Raw genomic sequence first — 21253 nt, 5'->3', positions numbered from 1 at the left:
AGTACGATCGTTCCACACTTAAGGTATAGCACTTTAATAGTATTCAGAAAGTTTTAGTCAGAATAAGGGATGTCAAAAAGCCGACAAAAAGAAATAGACCGTAGGGATAGGCCCCTTTTGAGTCTGGGCGCAGGGACTTGAGGCGGCTCTGGGTGGCTGGGCTGAGCTTTGCCCAAATGGCGCTGGCGAGGGCTGTCCAGGCGATAAAGCAGAGCCCGGCAACGGCTATGGTTATGAGTAGGGTTTGGCTGTTGCTGCACAGGCCAATAAATAGCAGCAATTTGACGTCGGCGGCTCCTAGCTTGTTAAGCATATAGCCGGGCACGCTGAGTAACAGGGCGAAGGCCGCAGCAATACACGCCTCTTCGGGTGTGTTGCCAAGCAGGCTTTCACCGCGCAGAAGCAAGTAGAACAGGGCGAAGGCAATGCCGCCGAATGTAAGCCAGTTGGAAATGCGTTTTGTACGGACATCCTGTACGGCGCAGATTGCTAACCAGATCAGCAAGATGGCGGTATTCATGGCTGATTGTGCTCTGTCAATGGAGGGGTTTTAAGTTGCGCAGAGGTATTTTTCGGGGGTGGCTCGGTCATAAACAAAGAAATCAACCCTGTAATGAGTGGAGGTAGTCGCCATGCAGTACTCCGTCAGAAAAACATGTGCTCACCGTCAGAAGGGGGCTGCCGCGATTGAGTTCGCGCTGGTGTTTGTCCTGTTTTTTGCAATTTTCTACGGCACAGTCAGTTATAGCTTGCCGTTGTTGATGATGCAGTCTTTTAACAATGCGAGCGCCGAAGCGGTGCGACAGGCCGTTGGGCTGGTGCCGGGGCAAGCAGATTATCAGCAAGAGGCACTGGCGGTGGTCAATCAGCAATTGAGTTGGATGCCCAGTTCGGCGCGGACGCTTGTCGCAGTAAATATCACTGCACCAGGCGCCGACGGTGTGATGAGCGTGCGCATCAGTTATCCGTATAACAGCAACCCGCTGGTGCCGTTTTTGGTATTGCCGGGTATTGGGCGGGTCCCCAGCTTGCCGGACGACCTTGTCGCAACCGCTAGCATAAAGCTCAATAATTAAGGAACGGTTATGGCGCGCTGGTTCGGCTTTACCCCTAAAAGTACCTTGGCAGCCAGCAATCCGTCGGCTGAAGATTCAGTTCGACAGGCAGCAAAACATACCCCGCCCAGCGCTGCGGGGTTGAGTCTTTATCTGGATACACAAGGCGTCGTAACCCGTATTGCTGGACCATTGGCGGCACGATTGGCCATCACAGAAACGCAGCGCCCACTGGAGGCTTATCTCTGCCGGGGTTCTGTTCTAGCTGCCGATATGCCGAGTTATCAGGGGCAGGTTCTGGAGCTGGACTTTAATGGATGTGCCAGCACCGTACTGACGTTACGCGGCTGGTTACAAGCCCATGCCGAGGGCTGGTTGCTGCAACTGCTGGATGTCTCCGATCTGCTTGAACACGCCCGCCGCAATGACTTGCGTCATCACCTACTCGCCCAGGCAGGTAGTTTTGCTCAGCATCTGAGTTATCAGTCGCCAGAGCGTTTGCAGTCGGCCACGGTTGAGGTGTTATCTGAATTGCGCCAGGCATTGGGTATCCCCGGTGTGGCCATCGCCTTGCGTGATGAAGCTGGCGACTGGCGGGTTTATGCTCAGCAAAATGCGCCATGGCGTGATCAGCAGGCGCTGGGTAAGGCGCTGGATGACCTGGATCAGGCCTATCCACAGCAACTCAGCGCTGTAACCTTAACCACCAGGCCTGGGCTTCAGGTGTTGTTCCCCAACGGTCTTGGTTTTGTGACGCCCTATCAGCACCAAGGAGTGACGACTGCTTGGCTGTTGTGTGCCGATTTTGATGCCAGGCGACAGGCTCCAGCGCTACAGATTGCCGATTGGACAGGTTTGTTCACCCCGTTGGGGGGGGCTGTTAGCGGACGATTGCAGGCAGTGCAGCAAGCTCATCAGCAAGTTCGGCAAAGTGCATTGCAGGGGTTGTTGGGCGCCGGCTGGTGGGAATTCAACAGCCTCAATCAAACCCTGCAATTAGCCCCGGAATTGGCTGTGATGCTGGGTACAGGTTTAGCCACGGGACTGGAGTTGCAAGCATGGCTTGAACGACTTCATCCCAGTGACCGTGACGAATTTCGGGTGCGCCTCAATGGTTTGGTCGCAGGTGGCCAGAGTTTTATTCAGTGCTTGCGTGTGCAGGTGGAGGGGCAGGCCGCCGACTATCGTTGGTATCGCGTGCAGGCAGTGGCCAAAGGTGCGGGAAGTAAACTGCGTATTTATGGCTTTTTACTCGATATCAGCGATATCAAAGCGCAAGAAACCAAAGCCGCTGAGGCACATGAGCGTTTAAGCAACTTGATAGCCAGCGCACCCGCGGTGATTTATGTGCAGCGCTACAGTGAAGCTGCCCTGCGGCTGGAATTTTGCAGCGACAGCTTGCAGCCGTTGCTGGGCTGGGATCTGGCCGAATTACAAGCGGGCCTGCTCGCCGACATCGTTCACCCAGATGACCACGAAAGCTACTTTAATCGTGGGCGACAATTGCTTCGTGACGGTGCGGTGAGTTGCCGTTATCGGCTGCGAGACCGGCAGGGCGATTATCACTGGCTGCTGGATGAAGCGAAATTATTGCGCGACGAATTGGGCCAGCCACGCGAAGCCGTAGGTTTGTGGCTGGATGTCACCGACGCTATGCTGGCCGCTGAGCGCATCCGCGAAAGTGAAGAACGTTATCGGGTTCTGGTCGAAGATTCTCCGGCGATGATTTGTCGATATCTGCCCGATTTAACCCTCAACTTCGCCAACCGTCCGCTGGCGGAGTATCTCGAACGCAATCCTGAGCAGTTGATAGGTGCAAACCTGGCGGAGTGGTTATCCAGCGAGCAGCAGCAGGCCTTTGCACAGCGTTTACTGGGGCTTACACCTGAAAATCCGATAAGCACCGCTGAAATATGCCTGCAGTTACCGGGCCGCGAGCATGCGTGGTGGGTGTGGGCTGATCGCGGCATTTTTGATCAACAAGGGCAACTGATCGAAGTGCAGGCGGTTGGCCGTGACAACACTGAAGTACGCAAGGCCCAGCAGCAATTGTTCCAAGGCGCGAAGATGGCAACCTTGGGAGAAATGGCAACCGGCATGGCCCATGAACTGAATCAACCGTTAAACGTGATGCGCATGGCGGTGGCCAACACACTCAAGCGCGTAGCGGGCGGTGACGTACCTGCGGATTACCTGCAAGAAAAACTGCAGCGCATTGAGGCGCAAGTCTTGCGGGCAGCGAAAATCGTTGATCACATGCGCGTATTTGGCCGTCGTTCCGAGGTGGAGCATGGCTTGTTCGATCCACTGCAAGCAATAGACGGTGCGATGTCACTGCTGCGCGATGGATTATTGGGCAAGGGTGTCGAGTTGTACTTTGAACCGGTTGAGTTGGCGACCAAGGTCAAAGGTCATGGCGATCAACTGGAGCAGGTGTTGATTAACCTGATGGTCAATGCGCGTGATGCGCTGCTCTCGCGTATGGAGCGCGAACCTGACTCGGGGTTTGCCCCGCGGATTGGTCTGGCGGCGACGTTATTGCCGGAAGGTGTATTGATTGAAGTGCAGGACAACGCCGGCGGCATCGAACCGCGTTTGCTTGAACGCATCTTTGAGCCGTTCTTTACCACCAAGCCGGTGGGCAAGGGGACGGGGTTGGGCTTGTCAGTCAGCTTCGGCATCATCGAGCAAATGGGCGGGCAGTTGAGAGCCTTTAATCGCGAGGAGGGCGCCTGTTTTAGCATTCTGTTACCGGCAGATTTCAGTTCCGAGGTCTAACCTCGCGGAGAATTTAAATTCATTAGCTTGCTGGCAGAAACCCGGCGAGCAGCTAATCTTCATCGTGCTACGTTCCGGCAATGTATCGGGACGACAACTGCCTGATGCAGGAGAATCACGATGGATATGAACCGTCGACAGTTTTTCAAGGTCTGTGCTGTTGGCCTTGGAACGTCGAGCCTCGTGGCCTTGGGAGTTGCACCGCCCAATGCCTACGCCGACCAGATACGCCATTTCAAGCTGGCGCGTACGATCGAGACGCGCAACACCTGTCCTTACTGCTCGGTCGGTTGCGGCCTGATCATGTACAGCCAGGGCGACGCTGCTAAGAACGTCGCACAGAACATTATCCATATCGAAGGCGATTCGGATCACCCCGTCAATCGCGGCACGCTGTGCCCTAAAGGCGCTGGGTTGCTTGACTTCGTGCACAGCGAAACTCGCCTGAAGGTGCCGCAAGTGCGCGAGGCCGGTTCCAGCGAGTGGAAAGAGCTCGAATGGGACGATGCCCTGAATCGCATCGCCAAGCACATGAAGGATGATCGTGACGCCAACTTCATTGAAACCAATGAACAAGGCCAAACGGTCAACCGGTGGTTAAGTACCGGTTTTCTCGCGGCGTCGGCATCGTCCAACGAAGCGGGCTACATCACCCACAAAGTGGTGCGTTCTCTCGGCATATTAGGATTCGATAACCAAGCACGTGTCTGACACGGCCCGACGGTGGCAAGTCTTGCCCCGACGTTTGGCCGCGGCGCCATGACCAATCACTGGACCGACATCAAGAATGCCGATCTGGTCTTGATTATGGGCGGCAACGCTGCTGAAGCGCATCCATGTGGCTTCAAATGGGTGACCGAAGCCAAGGCGCATAACAACGCCAAGCTGATCGTGGTTGACCCGCGCTTTACCCGTTCCGCCTCGGTGGCGGACCTGTACGCGCCTATTCGTACCGGCTCGGATATCGCCTTCCTGGGTGGGCTGATCTACTACCTGATTGAAAACGATAAATACCAGCACGAGTATGTGCGCAACTACACCGATGTCAGCTTTATCGTGCGCGAAGGTTACGACTTCGAAGCTGGGTTCTTCAGCGGTTACGACGAAGCCAAGCGGGGCTATCCAGATAAGTCGGGCTGGGGCTATGAGATGGGTGACGACGGCTTTGCCAAAGTTGACCCAACGCTGAGCCATCCGCGCTGCGTGTTCAATCTGCTGAAGAAACACTACAGCCGTTACACGCCGGATATGGTCAGCAGTATCTGTGGCACACCGAAAACCCAGATGATGCAGGTGTGGGACACCATCGCCGAAACATCGGCACCGGGCAAAGTCATGACCATCATGTACGCGCTCGGTTGGACTCAACACTCAACCGGCTCGCAGATGATCCGGGCAGGCGCCATGTTGCAGTTGCTGCTCGGCAATATAGGTATGCCCGGTGGCGGCATGAATGCCTTGCGCGGTCACTCCAATATTCAGGGACTGACTGACCTGGGGCTGCTCTCAAACCTGCTGCCCGGTTATCTGACCCTGCCCAGTGATTCCGAGCAGGATTACGCGGCTTATATTGCCAAACGCGCCAGTAAACCCCTGCGTCCGGGGCAAATGTCGTATTGGCAGAACTACGAGAAATTCCACGTCAGCCTGATGAAGGCGTGGTACGGCAAAAACGTCAACGCAGAAAACAATTGGGGCTACGACTGGCTGCCTAAGTTGGATGCGCCTGCGCCAGGTTACGACGTGCTGAAAGTCTTCGACATGATGTACCAAGGCAAGGTCAACGGGTACTTCTGCCAAGGCTTCAATCCGATAGCCTCGTTCCCGAACAAGGCCAAGATTGGCGCGGCGCTGGCCAAGTTGAAGTACCTGGTAATCATGGACCCACTCGCCACCGAGACCTCTGAGTTCTGGCGTAACGTTGATGAGTACAACGACGTTAATACCGCCGACATTCAGACCGAGGTGTTCCGCCTGCCAACCTCCTGCTTCGCCGAGGAAGATGGCTCGCTGGTTAACAGTGGTCGCTGGCTGCAGTGGCACTGGAAGGGCGCTGAGCCGCCGGGCAAAGCGCGTACTGATATCCAGATCATGGCGGGGCTTTATCATCGTCTGCGTGATATGTACTCCAAAGACGGCGGTAAATTCGCGGACCCTATTCTGAATCTCGATTGGCCCTATTTGCAGCCGGATGAACCCTCGGCGGAAGAACTGGCCAAGGAGTATTCGGGCAAGGCGATCACTGATCTGACCGACCCGGTATCCGGCGCCTTGCTGGTTAAAGGTGGCGATCAACTGGCAGGTTTTGCGCAGCTGCGTTCCGATGGCAGTACCTCCAGCGGTTGCTGGTTGTTCTGCGGTTCATGGACCATGCAAGGCAACCAGATGGCGCGGCGGGATAACTCCGATCCATATGGTATAGGCCAGACCCTCGGTTGGGCGTGGTCGTGGCCCGCTAACCGGCGGATTCTCTACAACCGCGCCTCGGCGGATGTTTCCGGTAAACCTTGGGAAGGGATGCACAAGCCGCTGGTGTACTGGACCGGTAAGGCGTGGGGCGGCGCTGATGTGCCGGACTTCAAGGCCGATTCACCACCCGATGCCGGGATGAACCCGTTCATCATGAACCCGGAAGGGGTGGCGCGATTCTTTGCCGTCGACAAGATGGCCGAAGGTCCATTCCCTGAGCACTACGAACCCTTTGAAACGCCCATTGGACGTAACCCGCTGCACCCCGATGATCCGCGTGTCACCAGCAACCCGGCGGCGCGTGTATTCAAGGGTGACATGGAGCTGTTTGGCAACGCTGCCGACTTCCCGTACGCAGCAACAACCTACCGGCTGACCGAGCACTTCCACTTCTGGACCAAGCACTGTCGCCTTAACTCGATTGTGCAGCCAGAGCAGTTTGTGGAAATCAGCGAAGTCTTGGGTAAAGAGTTGGGAATCGCGGCAGGGGATTGGGTCAAGGTATCAAGCAATCGCGGCTACATCAAAGCCGTTGCGGTGGTCACTAAACGCCTGAAACCCCTGACGGTTGACGGTAAAACCGTGCATCAGATCGGCATTCCGATTCATTGGGGTTTCTCCGGTGTGGCGCGCAATGGTTACCTGACCAACACCTTGACCCCGTTCGTGGGCGATGCCAACACGCAGACGCCGGAGTTCAAATCCTTCCTCGTTAACGTGGAAAAGGCATAGGAGCTGACGCATGGCTACTCAAGACATCATCGCCCGCTCCGCCACCACCACCCATTCGCCGTCTATTCGGCAAATTGATGAGGTGGCAAAACTCATCGACGTCTCCAAGTGCATCGGCTGTAAAGCCTGCCAGGTGGCGTGCTCGGAATGGAACGACCTGCGTGACGAGGTCGGACATAACCACGGCACCTACGAAGCCCCGGCAGACCTAAGTGCTGACTCCTGGACCCTGATGCGGTTTGCCGAACATGAAGATGAGGCTGGCAAACTCGAATGGTTGATTCGCAAAGACGGCTGCATGCACTGCGCCGAGCCGGGCTGCCTGACGGCATGCCCGAGTCCGGGGGCGATCGTGCAGTACGCCAACGGCATTGTGGATTTCAATCAGGATCACTGCATCGGCTGCGGTTACTGCATTACGGGTTGCCCATTTGATGTGCCGCGTATCTCGAAAAAAGATAACAAAGCCTACAAGTGCAGCCTTTGTTCTGACCGTGTAGGCGTTGGCCAGGAGCCGGCCTGCGTCAAAACCTGCCCAACCGGGGCGATCGTCTTCGGCACCAAGGAGGACATGAAGGATCACGCCGCCGAGCGCATCGTCGACCTTAAATCCCGTGGCTATGACAACGCCGGTTTGTATGACCCACCCGGTGTGGGCGGCACTCATGTGATGTATGTGCTGCACCATGCAGACAAGCCAACGCTGTATTCCGGCTTGCCTGAAGACCCATCCATCAACCCGATGGTCTATGTCTGGAAAGGCGTGGCCAAACCTTTGGGCTTGTTTGCCATGGGCGCAACTGCACTGATCGGCTTCTTCCACTACTTGCGTGTAGGGCGCAACGTGGTTGAGGAGGACGAACCTGATGCAGTGGTGGACAGGGCCGTACACAAGGTTGATCCGACGGTGCATGAGTACGATCCCAATGCCCCACGCTGAGTGAAATGATCAACTTCAGCAGGGGCGCTGGCTGCTGCTGAAGTTCGAGGGAGTCAATATGAGACATGACATCCAACGCTACACCGCAGGTGATCGCACCAACCACTGGGCGGTCGCGATCTTATTCATACTCGCGGCGCTGTCTGGCCTGGCGTTGTTTCACCCTGCACTATTCTGGCTGAGCAACCTGTTCGGCGGCGGTTCATGGACGCGCATTTTGCATCCATTTATTGGCGTCGCCATGTTCCTGTTTTTCATCTGGCTGGTGATGCGCTTCATGAGCCACAATCTCATCCATAAACGCGATGTGCAGTGGCTCAAACAGATCGATGATGTGGTGGCCAATCGCGAAGAGAAAGTGCCTGAAGTTGGCCGCTACAACGGCGGCCAGAAGCTGCTTTTCTGGGTGTTGTTGGTGTGCATGTTGCTGCTGCTGGTGACGGGTTTGGTCATCTGGCGCGAGTACTTTAGCTACTTGTTCGGCATCAATGCCATTCGCCTGTCCGTGTTACTGCATGCCATAGCCGCGCTGGTGCTGGTTATGAGCATTATCGTGCATATTTATGCCGGTATCTGGGTGAAAGGCTCGGTCGGGGCAATGCTCACGGGTTGGGTCAGCAGAGGCTGGGCGCGCAAGCATCACGGGCTTTGGTATAAAGAGGTTGAGAAGGGCGAGCACAAGCACTGAATAGGGCTGAGTCGCGCGGGTGTCTAGCATCCGCGTGAGACTCGCTTTGAACTGAGTGGAGACTGCACTCATCAAGTTGTTATGCGAAAGGAGTCCTGCGTGTCAGGCAGAATATTAGAGCGCGGCGAAATCGAAGCGTCGGCAAATATCCCACCGTTTCTCAACCCTCTGACAGCATCATTATTTCAGCGTCGTGCCGAACGCCTTAAAAGCCTTGCACACGACCATCCGCTCAGTGGTTATCTGCTGTTGATGGCACAACTCTGCGAAGCACAAGACCGCACCCTTTCAGCTTTGCCCGCATTGCCGGGGCCAGACCAGCGCGCGCTGGACTTAAGCCGTGAACACCGTATGCCGCCGCTGGCATTTGAAGCATTGGTGCGCGGTGATGACTGGCTAATTGCGCTGGATAAATTGCTTGAGCAGTTTTCCGTCCAGGACAACCCGGCCGTGACTGCAGCGCTGCAACAGTTAGCGCATGCAGACAGAGGCCAGCGCAAGGCGTGGGCGGTAAACCTGTTAAGTGGTCAGTTTGATTTGCTGCCCGCAGCCGTGGTGCCGATTCTTGGCGCCGGGCTGCAGGTAGCCTTTAGTCATTGGTTGCTGGCGTTGCCCGCTGGCACCTTGAGTGAGCGTGAAAGCTGCACCCAGTGTCCAGCCTGCGGTTCGCCGCCGGTTGCGGGGATGATTCGCCACCGTGGCAAGCAGATTGGTTTACGTTATCTAACCTGCTCGCTGTGCTCCTGCGAGTGGCATTTTGTCCGGGTTAAATGCAGCTATTGTGAAGAGAGCAAGCAACTCGCTTACCTCTCGCGTCAGCGTGATGATGCAAAACCCGAGGCGGCGCCAATACGTGCTGAGGTCTGCCCGAATTGTGACGGTTACTTGAAACACTTCTACCTTGAGTACGACAGTGAAGCCGAAGCCATGGCCGATGATTTGGCCAGCCTTGATCTGGACATGATGGTCAACGAAGCCGGTTATATGCGCCGGGCGCCAAACCTCTTGCTTGCACCCGGCGCAGAATGAGAGCCTACACTGAGATGTGACCCCTCACGTTAAGGACGCTTGATGACGGCCGCTCGTCTACCTTCAGTCGACCGCTTGCTGCGCAGCCCGGCAATCGCGCCATTACAACAACGCTATGGCCGCGAAGCCATGCTGAAAACCCTGCGCGATTTACTCGAAGAGTTACGTGAGCCTGCACAAAGTGGCGCCCTGGCCGCCATCGAACTGAGCGAAGGGGTGCTGGCTGGCCGTGTGGGTGAGCGACTTGCCGCGCAGCACGCGAGTAAAATCCGCCGGGTGTTCAACCTTACCGGCACCGTCTTGCACACCAATCTGGGCCGCGCTTTACTGCCGGAAGAAGCCATCGAGGCGGTGAGCCTTGCCGCCCGTTATCCACTTAATCTTGAGTTCGATTTAGTCACCGGTAAGCGCGGCGACCGTGATGACCTAATCACCGGTTTAATCCGCGAGCTGACGGGCGCCGAAGCGGTGACTGTGGTCAACAACAATGCTGCAGCCGTATTGCTCACGCTCAACAGCTTGGGTGCGCGTAAAGAAGGCGTGATCTCGCGCGGTGAGTTGATCGAGATCGGCGGCGCGTTTCGCATCCCCGACATCATGTCGCGCGCGGGGGTAAAGCTGGTTGAAGTCGGCACCACCAATCGTACCCATGCCCGCGATTATGAAGCCGTGATTAACCCGCGTACTGGCCTGTTAATGCGGGTACACACCAGCAATTACAGCGTGCAAGGCTTCACCGCCAGCGTGCCGACGGCGGAGCTGGCAAACATCGCTCATGCCAATAACCTACCGTTGCTCGAAGACCTTGGCAGCGGCACGCTGGTTGATCTGACCCGATGGGGCTTACCCAAAGAGCCAACGGTGCAGGAAGCGCTGCGCGATGGTGCGGATATCGTCACCTTCAGCGGCGATAAACTGCTAGGCGGGCCGCAAGCCGGCTTGATTCTGGGTAGCCGTGAGCTGATCAACAAGATCAAAAAGAATCCACTCAAGCGCGCTTTGCGAGTGGACAAACTAACCTTGGCCGCGCTTGAAGCCGTGCTTAATCTATATCGCGATCCGGACCGATTATCTGAGCGCCTGACCAGCCTTAAACTCTTGAGTCGTCCGCAAGCCGATATCCAGGCTCAAGCCGAGCGCATTGCGCCATTAATTGCGCAACAACTGGTCGAAGGCTGGCAGGTCTCTGCGCAGGCGGCGTTAGGCATGATTGGCAGCGGCGCCCAACCGGTTGCGCGTTTGCCGAGTGCGGCCATTTGCATTCGCCCGCTGCAATCCAAACGATTGCGCGGTCGCGCCTTGCGCACCCTTGAAGAAAACCTGCGTTGTTTGCCCATTCCCGTGCTTGGCCGCATCGACGATGACGCCTTGTGGTTGGACCTGCGCCAGTTGGATGACGAGTCAGGCTTCATTGCGCAGTTGCACCTGCTAACCGGGGAGTGAGCTGTGATTGTCGGCACGGCAGGGCATATTGATCACGGTAAGACCGCATTGCTGCAAGCACTCACCGGTCAGAAAGGCGACAAGCGACCGGCAGAGCGTGAGCGCGGCATCACCATTGATCTTGGCTATCGCTACGCTGACCTTGGCAATGGTCAACTCACTAGCTTTATTGACGTCCCCGGGCATGAGCGCTTTGTGCATAACATGCTTGCCGGTTCCAGCGGCATAGACCTGCTGTTATTGGTTGTCGCCGCCGATGATGGCGTGATGCCGCAAACCCGTGAGCATTTGGCAATTGCTGAGCTGTTAGGCATTCGTCGTGCGATGGTGGCCTTGACCAAGATTGATCGGGTAGAGCGTCAGCAAGCGATTCAGGCCGAGCAGCAAATCACCCAACTGCTGAGCACTGGGCCACTCGCAGGCTCGGCCCTTTACCCTGTTTCAAGTATTACCGGTGATGGCATTGAAGAACTGCGCGCCGCACTGAAAGGCAGCGCCGAGCATGTGCAGCAGCGCAGCCTTAGCGGTTTTTTTCGCTTGCCGATTGATCGCGCATTCAGCGTGAGCGGTTCCGGAATCGTGGTGACGGGCACCGCTATGGCCGGGCAGGTGTATGTCGGGGATGAATTAACACTCAGTCCCAGTGGCCGCAGCGTGCGAGTGCGCGGTATTCATGCACAAAATCAACCGGCGGATCAGGCTGTTGCCGGGCAACGCGTGGCGTTGAATATAACCGGTGAGCGCCTTGCGCTTGAGTCTGTTCACCGAGGCGATTGGCTGCTGACGCCAGCGCTGCACGCACCGACCACACGCATTGATATTCAGCTCGACATACTGCCCGGTGAAAGTCGGGACTTCAGTCACTGGACACCGGTTCATGTGCATCTTGCTGCGCAAGATGTCACCGGTCGTGTGGCGCTGCTGGAAGGCACCCATGTCGCGCCTGGAAAAACCGCGCAGGCGCAGATTCTGTTCAATGCTCCGGTACATGCCGTGCATAACGACCGACTGGTGTTACGGGACCAGTCGGCGCAGCGAACAGTGGCGGGCGGGCGGGTTCTGGACCCTTTTGCACCTGCACGTAATCGACGTTCCGAGGCGCGTTTAGCTCAACTCAATAGCCTGCTGGTTGATGAGCTTGAGACCTCACTGCCTGCGTTGCTGCACAGTGCAGGCAATGGTCTCGATCCCACGGTTATTGAACGCCAGTTCAACCGCCCGCGAGCACAGTGGGCCACACCGGCTGATGTGCTGGAGATTAATACCCGCCTTGGTTTGCGGCTATTCAGCGTCAGTGTTTGGCAGCAACTCACCGAGCAATTGCTGCAAGGTTTGCAGCGTTTTCATACTGAGTGCCCGGATGAGCTAGGCCCCGACCGTGATCGCCTGCGCCGCTATGCGCTGTCTACCTTGGAGCGGCCGGTGTTTATCAGCCTGCTTGAGCAACAACTTGCTTCTGGCACAGTTGCCAACAGTGGCCCGTGGCTGCACCTGCCTGAGCACCAGGTGCAACTCGGTGAGGCTGATGAGGCTTTGCGCGAACAGCTTTGGCCATTACTTATCGCCGGTAACTTCGACCCGCCCTGGGTGCGTGACCTCGCCAGCACTCTGCAAAGAGAAGAAGCCGAAGTGCGCCTGCTGCTGCGCAAACTGGCGCGACTCGGCATGCTTCATCAAGTGGTCAAAGACCTGTTTTACCCTGAACAAAGCATTCGCGAACTGGCTGCAATAGCCGTGTCTATCGAGCAGCAAAACGGCTCAATAAAACCCTCGATCTGGCGCGACAGCATCAACCTGGGCCGCAAACGCAGTATTCAACTACTCGAATACTTTGACCGGATCGGTTTTACCCGAAGGCTGGTGGGCGAGCGTAAAATCAGAATGGACTCGGCTTTGGCTACGGATAAATAATGCCGGTGCAAACACTCGAATCTTTATAGGGAAATAATATGGCTTCAGCGTTTGCCCACGCAGTCGTGCCACTGGTCGTGTACGCAGTATTCAAAGGCAAGTCCATGAATTTGCGCGTGCTGGTGCTGGCCATTTTTTTGGCCATTGCACCGGATGCAGATGTAATCGCATTCCAGCTGGGCATCCCCTATGGATCAGACTGGGGGCACAGAGGCTTTACCCACTCATTATTCTTTGCCGCAGCGGTTGCTGCAGTGTGCACGCTAGTGTGCAAAGCACTTAATTCAAAGCCTCTGGTGGTGTTCGCCATGTGCTTCACCGCCTGCGCCTCCCATGGCGTTCTGGACGCCATCACGAATGGCGGACAAGGTGTTGCCTTCTATTGGCCGTTCAACTCGGAGCGTTTTTTCCTTCCGTTCAGGCCCGTGCAGGTATCGCCAATTGGTGTTGGCGCCTTTTTCACCGACCGCGGCCTCAGGGTGATTGCCTCTGAACTGGTTTGGATATTTATGCCTGGGTGTGTAATTGGCCTAACCGGGGTTTTTATCAGGCGCAAAGTTCTGGCGGGGGCCGGTTAAGCGCGCTGGGCGCTACGGGTGACGTCACTTGATGTAGTGCCGCATCAGTGAAAATAAATCTGTCCCCATTTCTCAATCATACTGCTGCGATAAGGTATGCTCGTTTCGACGCTTTTTCGACACCTAGGCTGGTGTCAGTAAGGAAGCCTAGAAAATTTCCTTATACATCAACATGGAAGGCAATCACGCCCGGTGGCGTGGCCGGGCTTCAAACCCGGTAGGGGACGGCAGCCGTTCCTAGGTGGGTTCGACTCCCACTGCCTTCCGCCATTTTCTGGCCTCAACCGAGGGTCGTAGAGGCAAGCGATGTTTGAGTCGAAGGTGTTCAAAAACGTGGTCTGTCCCCTATTACACGCTCAATTGTTCCCTGCAAGTGGATAGGGGGATTTTAGCTACATATTAACCATTGCTTATTGAAGCTATTACATAGTTGATAAACGCCGAACAGCTTATTAACATAAAACGAGCATCGGCACTTGTAAGGTTACTTTCCTTCATGAGTGCGTGACGAATACCATCTGAGTCATTTGTGTAGCCATATAGTGAACAAAACGCTGACTTTAGCGCGGGATGCATCAGACCTTTACTTTCCAAAGTCTTTAAAGCAGCTCCTAATGTAGCCTTTTCTTGACCGCTAACGGTTCTACATAAGCTTTCAACTGCTGAAATTGACTCTTTAATCGAGTTTCTGTAGTCAGGATTTGCTCGATCACTCAGCATCGAGATTGCGGTACTCAGATGCTGTCGTACACCATAGTAAGGTGTTGTCTTGGATATGGCATCCTCAATTTCAGCAATCTCATCTGGCGAACTGATTTCAGCAATTTTTCCATCTACGAAGCGGTATGCAGAACTCTCTCTTTCAAGAAAGTAGTTGCATGCGGCAATGAAACCCTCTTTCTGTAATTCTGGTCCGTACTCAACAACAAACTCAATGAAGTCATATATTTCATGCCACTTGGCAGAGAAAAAATATTTCCTTAGAACACCAAGTCCATCCGTTTCATCATAAAAATAAGTTGGTATAGTGTCGATCGGTTTTTTGAAAAAATATAACCACAGTGAGTTGAACAATCTGTATAAATTACTACCTGATATGTAATCTGTTCGTTCACCCATATCAGATCTAAAGCGATCAAATTTTTCCCAATAAAATGCCGTAAGAACACTCCATAAAGAATTTTTCAAATCCTCATCAATGGAGTCAATCTGAAGTATTTTTCCAGTCGGGACTAATCCTCTTCTTTGAGAAAATCTCAATTTTATCTCCATCTTTAAATTTAGCAGAAATTAGACAGAATTTTTTATCTGCACAACGCTACATGTCTTGAAAGAGGTAAGTCACTTATTTCATGAGGCCAAAGCTTAAAGAAGGCCTGCCGTATATTACTCTTTCCATTTATATCCACCAATTAAAGATTCTCGAATATATTTAGATAAGATTTTACTCAAGCGCTTTATGCTTTCGATGAATGAGTAGTAGGATGCGTCGGCTTCAAATAGATGTCTTCGCCATGTTCTTCTTTGATGGTTTCAAGCACAGAAACTAAAATCTCTTTTAAATCTTGACTTTCTATCGAATTAATAATCTTCTCCCTTTCTCTACTAGGTTTTTCTAGAAGCTGATAGATTAATAACTTTAAAGCAGGTCGAAGAAAGCGTTCATTAACACTCTCGACTAGTCCAGAAGGGTTTTCCGTCAATTCTGAGTTTTCTTTTAAGGTATGTGGTGTGTCATTTTTAAAGACATTTCCTTGCGTCAATAGTGGATTGCTTTTCATAAGTTCAGAATTAAGCGCCTTCTGAATTTCAGCGCTATTTATTTTCAAATAGTGCTCGGGATCTTGGTAGTCGCCAGGAGCGTACAATACATTATTATTGAAATATAAAACAACGAAAAAAAGAATTACTATTAAGGAAGGAAATGCCATTACAAAATAAATGAATATTTCTTGTAATTCATTAGGTAAGCCGAGTAGTGCGATAGTTGCAAGTGCTTCTGCCAACCCTGCGAATATAGCTATAATAGTCAATGGATTGCTGACTTTCATATATAATCCTATAGTAGGGACTAAACTAAAATTTATAGAAGTAGCAACTGCAGACCAAATTATTTCTTTGTCAGCAGCATGGCATTGATACTAATGTGCCACACCATTCAGGCAGAGGGTAGACTTCATGATTCAATGTGTCGAAGAAATGTCGAAAACAAAGCGCTTTTATGTGCAAATTCGAGCAGTGCTAAAAGCTCAAACCCTTGCATTGAGCGGGTCAGTGCAGCAATGACATAGCCATACTAAGGGTTTGAAGCCCGGCCACGCCACCGGGCGTGATTGCCTTCCATGTTGATTCAAGTGTCCTGCTCGACACTCACCCTAATGTCGAAAACCGTCAAACCGAGCATACCTTATCAATGCTGCTTGATCCGAGCGCAATGCAAAAAATTTGAATGCCATAACAATCATTTTGCAATTGGAAATTGCCTTTGCCCAGCTAGGATAAACACTAGGCACCTCCAGCTTATCCAAAAGAGTCACTCATCACAGGTTGCATTTGTAAGAAGAGTAAACATGTCGATGAGTTCATTGCTCGCCGGCCCATCTTGAATACACCACACTGGACCTTCAGCACCATCACCTTCAGAAACATAATATGGACATCCACTTTTCATAGCATTCAGATTATGTTTATTTGCTTGGCACTCACTTACAGTAGCTGAAGACTCAATCAACATCAGGTGCTTTGGGGGATTAAGGTATTTGCAGTCGAGTTCTACGGGGGCAAATGGGTTTCGGTCTGATGATTGCTGACCTTTTACTTCTGCAATTTCATCTAAAGAAGCCGCGACGGGAGCCGGACATACCACAGTTTCGGTGTCAGCAATCACCTCATGACTATTAAAAAATACAAAAAGAACAGGCGTAATTAAAAAAATTAGTATTTGAAAGCGCATAATTTACCTAAACGAGAAACGAGCATTTACAGAGAACAGACTATGTGAATTTAAAGGTGGTCTGTCCCCTATTGTTACAGGAGATTACCAAAAGAACATTGTTTCATTTATGAATGAATCTCCTAAATTTGATTTGTAGCCTAACGCTTTGCTTACCGGAAAATTTCGAGCGCAGCGAGTAATTTTTCCGAGTGCAGCAACTTGTTAAGCAGCGCCTGCACTGCGCTTCCTCTGATAAAAGGGAACAAGTTCATCTAGTTGCCAATTTGGATACTCGAAACCATCTGTTTGGCTCATAATTTTTCGAATACTTTCAAAAGCATATTTAGGATCATCATCTAGTACATGAAGTGAGAATGGTGGCTGTGGGTAAAGACCCAAAATATCACCATACATTCGTTCAGCAATGACCCCATCATCTTTAGGGGAAATAATCAAAGACTCACCCGCTGATCTTGCTATATAAAAATTTAGCATGTGGGCCCCACCTTTATCCAGCTGATACCCACACGTTTCGTTTGTCTTGTTGTCAAAAGCATTCCAACTATCAGCCATAGAGCAAGCAACAAAGCAAAGTTTAGGTGTTAGAGGGTAAAATAAGCATGTTTCAGGCAGCTCAATAAAGCCCGTCTGTAAGATCGGGTTGTCGCTTCTTACAAAAAAGTCATCTTCATGGGCTAGAAGTAAACACCAATCGCGATTGGCTACGAAATTCAAATCTAAACAATCCTTACAACCGACTCGACAATGTTTCGGTTCCTCAGTAATCCTAAATAGTTCGCGCGCTTTACTCTCATATTTCATGTGAGTTGGTGTACGAACCAACTGGGATAGTATGAACTGAGCCCAGATAATTCTGTCAGATTCAGATAGTTCACCATAGCTGACAATCTTCTCGTAAATTGGAGCAGCTAAAGTTTCCAATTCTTGGCCCAATGACTTTTCGACTGACCAAGAGTAAAGTCCAAGCTTTCGTCCCCATTGCTTCCATCCCTTAGGAGATTTCTTAACTTCGTCGGTATATGAACAGTAAAAATAAGAGGTATAACCCTGACTATCAGCCCACGCTTTATTCGCGAACTTGGGTGAGTAGTGTGACAAAGGTGGTTTAGCCAAGTATAAACTCCATTTTCTCTCTAGCTGCTTAACAGTTGAGTGGACCGACGGCTTTATGATTGCATATTAGTTACTTCTTCATAACAACACCTGCCCGGTCAATTCAATGCGTAAATTATCTTTATAAAACAATTGGTTATCATATTAATGTTGCATGCGACTTGTATTCGCTTGACCTCCTCATTTTGTATAACTAACAACACTCTACAAAAGCACAGCATTGATGCGATATGGATACCACACCAGCCGAGCCACGCCTGCGATGACGGGTATCAGGAGTATCAGGGGACAGACCACGTTTTATTTTCTCTGCTGAAAACAGCAATATGGACTGATATGAATGTGCCACACCATTCAGGCAGAGGGTAGGGATCAAGAGCATAGGTGTCGAAAAAATGTCGAAAACGAAGGGCTTTTATGTGCAAATCCGAGCATTGCAGGGAACTGAAACCCTTGCATTGAGCGGGTCAATGCAGCAATGACATAGTAAATTGTAGAGTTCGACTCCCACTGCCTTCCGCCATTTCGATCGTCCAAGTGTCAGCCGCTCGGGTAGGGTGGATGACGCTTTTTTCATCCACCACGGGCAACGGCCTACGCTGGAAAATGTCGCTCCAGAAACCCCAGCAGCAAGGCATTCACTTCTGCGGACTTTTCGCTTTGTATCCAGTGCCCACAATCACTTAGCTGATGCTGTTCCAGGCTGCTGACGCGACTTGGCATGCGGCTGATGGTGTGGGCTTCAAGGGTGGCGACAGGGTCTTTGTCGCCGACCAGAAACAGGGTGGGCTGCTCGATTTTTACATCTTGAAGAAACTCGGTTTTTTGCCAGTTACGCTCGAAATTGCGGTACCAGTTCAAGGCGCCGCGAAAGCCGTCTTTTTTAAACGTCTCGATGTACAGCTTAAAGTCTTCTGCGGTGCACCAGTGCGGTAATTCTCCGGGTGTTGCGATGCCGTCGAATAATTTTGAGTCGGCTGGGCGCTTTTGTAGCAGCAGGTTGCCGGAGCTGGCACCCTGCATAAAGATGAGCAGGCTGCGCTCAATGTCGGCATCCAATTCCTGCTCGGCGACACCGGGTTGTTGAAAGTAAATGATGTAGTTGAAGCGGTCGGCAAACAACTCCCGCATGATTTCGATTGCCGGGCGCTTGCCGCGTCCGGCGAAAGGCACAGACATCGTCACCAGCGTGCTAACCCGTTGCGGTTCGAGTTGAGCCAGATGCCACGCCACCATGGCGCCCCAGTCGTGGCCGACAATACACACGTCATGCTGGCCCAGGGCGGTCATACTGGCCTGAATGTCTGCGCAAATCGTCAGTACGTCGTAGGCCTCTATATCCTCCGGGGCGTCACTGCGGCCGTAGCCGCGCATTTCCGGGACAAATATGCGGTAGCCTGCCGCGACCAGTGCGGGTATTTGTTCACGCCATGAGTGCCAGCATTCGGGAAAGCCGTGCAGCAGCCAAATTGGCCGGCCAGTTTCGGGGCCTGCCATATGCACATGCAGCTTGATGCCGTTTACTGCTAAGTCTTGCGATTGCATGCTGAGCTCCTGATGAGCGCTTTTAGGACTCACGCTAGCAGAGGACACCCTTGAGTCTAACCAGCATTCATGGCTCGAATGGTGGGTGACGCAATCTCAGCGCAGCGCTTGTACGCCGCTGTCAGTTGGGTTGTAACCGTCCAGCAACATTCGTTCAGCGAATGCATTCAAGGCTGCATCGCCGGTGAGCATCTGGCGCCTGGCGCTGGCCCAGTCGCTGGGTTGCAGGCGGATCATCCACCCTTCGCCGTAGCAATCTTGGTTAATCAGTGCCGGGCGACGCACCACGTCGATATTGCTGGCTATCAATGTGCCGGCTACTGGCGTACGTGCAGATGAAGCTGCCTTGGCGAACTCGACGATGCCGAAGCTGCGGTCTGCCTCGATGATCTGACCGTCACGCTTGGGGGTGAACGCGAAGATCTGGCCGTAACTGGCGCAGCCATAGGCGCTGAGCCCAATGGTCAGTGTGGCGTCTGCCTCTTCACGTAGCCACAGGTTGTGGGCGGGTGCGTAAAGCAGGTCTTCCGGGAATTCCAAGCCGTCTAATGTCATAGCGTCAGGACTTTGTCGTACTCAAGAATCATCTGGGCAAGCTCACCACCGCTGGCGATTTCATCCAGCTCGAAGATCAAGCGGTGTTCGTCGATGACAACGCCTGGTGCTCGGCACATCAGCAAGCGTACACCAGCCGTTTTCGCTTGTTGGATAAAATGCCTGACCGACTCTCCATCTGCGACTGCATAGAGATTGTCAGCCACACCAGTCTGCGCCAATTGAACAGCTTCGCCGCTTAGAAATACTGTTACCTGTGCATCCATGCAGGCCAGAAGCGTAGCCGTGTAAAACGGTGCTGCGCAGCGTGCGGGTGTGCTTGGGCCACTGTTTACCACAATTAGGATGCGCTGATTGGCGGTACTGCTCATAGGGCTTTGTCCATTTGGATTAAGGCTACACGTTGCCCGTCGGGTGACTCGCGCTCGACTATGGCGTAAGGCTCATAGCCCAATTGACTGTAAAGTAATAACCCTGCGGTGTTGCTGTTGAAGCAGGACAGACGCATGCGTTTGGCATGAACTTCAGTGCGCGCTTGTTCTTCCATGGCCATGATCAGGTACCGTGCAATGCCGTGACCCCGAGCGTTGGGCGAGACCATCACATTGCCGAGGGCGCAATAGACATCGTCTTGCCACTGATAGTGATTGGCGAAACCGACCACTTCATCGTTGAGCAGCACAACTGTACTGTCGCGACGGTGATTGATGGCATCGGCGAGTTGAGCAGGGGTGAGTGGCCAGCTCGCTTTTGGATAGCAGTAGAACAGCTCAGCGGCGCTCTGCACGAAGGTGGCGATGATCAGCAGATCACGCTCTTCGACCAGTCGATGACTGAGGCGATGCGGGCGCGAAGCCATGGTCAATGCGGCGGATACTGACTAAGCACTTTAGTCACCGTTTCGCGGATCGCGGTTTCACGTTCGGCTGGGCTAAGTGCATTGCGCGGCATGATCTGCTGGGCACTGCCGCGCCACACCAGTTTTTTGTCCTTGCCGTCGTAGAGGTCGACCTGAAGGGTACCGACTTTGTAATCAACCGTTTGGGTTTCGGTGTACATCGGGCCACCCCAGTAACCGCCACCCCACGCATTATTCCAGCCGCCACCGTAGTTGGTGGTTAGCAGGTTTTGCCGGTCATCAACAATCATTGCGACTTGAACGCTGAGGTCGCCTTGAGTATTGGCCGATGCCGCGCGCAAACCACGCTGTTCAAGCTGGTCGGTGACGGCATCACGGATGCGCTGTTCGGTAAGGTCGCTTTTTATCCGCGGGTCATCTGGCGAGTAGGTAAGCGCCGGGGTTTGCCACGACCAGCTCTGGTAGCTGGCAAAGTCGCGGTTGGTATCGTAGTCGCGATCTACCTGAATGCTTTCACAGGCACTCAGCAGCAAAATGCTGGCGAGTAATAACATATGGCGCTTCATTCTTTGTCTCCGACATCAACGTTGGGTTCGTAGGCT

19 protein-coding genes and 1 tRNA gene are annotated in these 21253 nt (G+C 53.1%); 10 read left to right on the top strand and 10 right to left on the bottom strand.

Going from position 1 to position 21253, the window contains the following annotated elements:
* Positions 1-43: 43 nt before the first annotated feature.
* Positions 44-520: an A24 family peptidase gene (locus tag AACY09_RS06490; protein ID WP_339486723.1), complete on the bottom strand. Its 477-nt coding sequence runs from the start codon at positions 518-520 to the stop codon at positions 44-46.
* A gap of 112 nt (positions 521-632) precedes the next feature.
* Here AACY09_RS06490 and AACY09_RS06485 point away from each other — a divergent pair, with 112 nt between their 5' ends.
* The 10 genes from AACY09_RS06485 (at position 633) to AACY09_RS06440 (ending at position 13893) form a co-directional block, all read left to right on the top strand.
* Positions 633-1076, top strand: a complete 444-nt coding sequence (locus tag AACY09_RS06485) for a TadE/TadG family type IV pilus assembly protein (RefSeq protein ID WP_339486722.1) — start codon at positions 633-635, stop codon at positions 1074-1076.
* A 9-nt stretch (positions 1077-1085) separates the two neighbouring features.
* Positions 1086-3833 carry a PAS domain-containing sensor histidine kinase gene (locus AACY09_RS06480; RefSeq protein WP_339486720.1) on the top strand — a complete coding sequence of 916 codons (2748 nt, stop codon included), beginning with the start codon at positions 1086-1088 and terminating at the stop codon, positions 3831-3833.
* 120 nt (positions 3834-3953) lie between these two features.
* Complete coding sequence (gene fdnG / locus AACY09_RS06475; protein WP_339486719.1) at positions 3954-7034, top strand: formate dehydrogenase-N subunit alpha; 3081 nt, start codon at positions 3954-3956, stop codon at positions 7032-7034.
* A 10-nt stretch (positions 7035-7044) separates the two neighbouring features.
* The gene (gene fdxH, locus AACY09_RS06470; protein ID WP_339486718.1) at positions 7045-7974 is read left to right on the top strand and encodes a formate dehydrogenase subunit beta; all 930 of its coding nucleotides are present in this window, start codon (positions 7045-7047) and stop codon (positions 7972-7974) included.
* A 58-nt stretch (positions 7975-8032) separates the two neighbouring features.
* On the top strand, positions 8033-8662 hold the full coding sequence (locus AACY09_RS06465) for a formate dehydrogenase subunit gamma (protein WP_339486717.1): 630 nt from the start codon (positions 8033-8035) through the stop codon (positions 8660-8662).
* A 99-nt stretch (positions 8663-8761) separates the two neighbouring features.
* Positions 8762-9691: a formate dehydrogenase accessory protein FdhE gene (fdhE, locus tag AACY09_RS06460; RefSeq protein ID WP_339486716.1), complete on the top strand. Its 930-nt coding sequence runs from the start codon at positions 8762-8764 to the stop codon at positions 9689-9691.
* Positions 9692-9733: 42 nt separating this feature from the next.
* Positions 9734-11134, top strand: a complete 1401-nt coding sequence (gene selA / locus AACY09_RS06455; RefSeq protein WP_339486715.1) for an L-seryl-tRNA(Sec) selenium transferase — start codon at positions 9734-9736, stop codon at positions 11132-11134.
* Positions 11135-11137: 3 nt separating this feature from the next.
* Entirely contained in the window at positions 11138-13045 is a 1908-nt protein-coding gene (gene selB, locus AACY09_RS06450; RefSeq protein ID WP_339486714.1) for a selenocysteine-specific translation elongation factor, read from the top strand.
* Between the two features lie 38 nt (positions 13046-13083).
* Entirely contained in the window at positions 13084-13623 is a 540-nt protein-coding gene (locus tag AACY09_RS06445) for a metal-dependent hydrolase (protein WP_339486713.1), read from the top strand.
* A gap of 174 nt (positions 13624-13797) precedes the next feature.
* Positions 13798-13893: transfer RNA gene (locus AACY09_RS06440), tRNA-Sec, on the top strand.
* Positions 13894-14022: 129 nt separating this feature from the next.
* Here AACY09_RS06440 and AACY09_RS06435 read toward each other — a convergent pair.
* The 9 genes from AACY09_RS06435 to AACY09_RS06395 all read right to left on the bottom strand — a co-directional run bounded on the left by AACY09_RS06435 (position 14023) and on the right by AACY09_RS06395 (position 21217).
* A complete protein-coding gene (locus tag AACY09_RS06435) occupies positions 14023-14883 on the bottom strand; it encodes an AbiJ-NTD4 domain-containing protein (RefSeq protein WP_339486712.1) in 861 nt (286 codons plus the stop codon).
* A gap of 197 nt (positions 14884-15080) precedes the next feature.
* The gene (locus AACY09_RS06430; protein WP_339486711.1) at positions 15081-15674 is read right to left on the bottom strand and encodes a hypothetical protein; all 594 of its coding nucleotides are present in this window, start codon (positions 15672-15674) and stop codon (positions 15081-15083) included.
* A gap of 482 nt (positions 15675-16156) precedes the next feature.
* Entirely contained in the window at positions 16157-16576 is a 420-nt protein-coding gene (locus AACY09_RS06425; protein WP_339486710.1) for a hypothetical protein, read from the bottom strand.
* A gap of 204 nt (positions 16577-16780) precedes the next feature.
* The gene (locus AACY09_RS06420; RefSeq protein ID WP_339486709.1) at positions 16781-17692 is read right to left on the bottom strand and encodes a DUF4238 domain-containing protein; all 912 of its coding nucleotides are present in this window, start codon (positions 17690-17692) and stop codon (positions 16781-16783) included.
* 594 nt (positions 17693-18286) lie between these two features.
* Positions 18287-19237 carry an alpha/beta fold hydrolase gene (locus AACY09_RS06415; RefSeq protein WP_339486708.1) on the bottom strand — a complete coding sequence of 317 codons (951 nt, stop codon included), beginning with the start codon at positions 19235-19237 and terminating at the stop codon, positions 18287-18289.
* Between the two features lie 96 nt (positions 19238-19333).
* Positions 19334-19792, bottom strand: coding sequence for a glycine cleavage system protein H (locus AACY09_RS06410; RefSeq protein ID WP_339486707.1), 459 nt, complete (start codon positions 19790-19792; stop codon positions 19334-19336).
* Positions 19789-20163 carry a DsrE family protein gene (locus AACY09_RS06405; protein WP_339486706.1) on the bottom strand — a complete coding sequence of 125 codons (375 nt, stop codon included), beginning with the start codon at positions 20161-20163 and terminating at the stop codon, positions 19789-19791. Before AACY09_RS06405 ends, AACY09_RS06410 begins: the two co-directional genes overlap by 4 nt.
* Positions 20160-20651, bottom strand: coding sequence for a GNAT family N-acetyltransferase (locus tag AACY09_RS06400; RefSeq protein ID WP_339486705.1), 492 nt, complete (start codon positions 20649-20651; stop codon positions 20160-20162). Before AACY09_RS06400 ends, AACY09_RS06405 begins: the two co-directional genes overlap by 4 nt.
* 2 nt (positions 20652-20653) lie before the next feature.
* Positions 20654-21217 (bottom strand): DUF4136 domain-containing protein, encoded by a 564-nt coding sequence (locus AACY09_RS06395; protein ID WP_339486704.1) that lies wholly within the window; start codon positions 21215-21217, stop codon positions 20654-20656.
* Positions 21218-21253 lie beyond the last annotated feature (36 nt).

It is taken from the genome of Pseudomonas sp. EL_65y_Pfl2_R95, from assembly GCF_963971045.1.
Classification (GTDB): Bacteria; Pseudomonadota; Gammaproteobacteria; order Pseudomonadales; family Pseudomonadaceae; genus Aquipseudomonas.
Note: the sequence above shows the minus strand (reverse complement) of the source record. Positions and strands in the feature narration are given on the sequence as shown.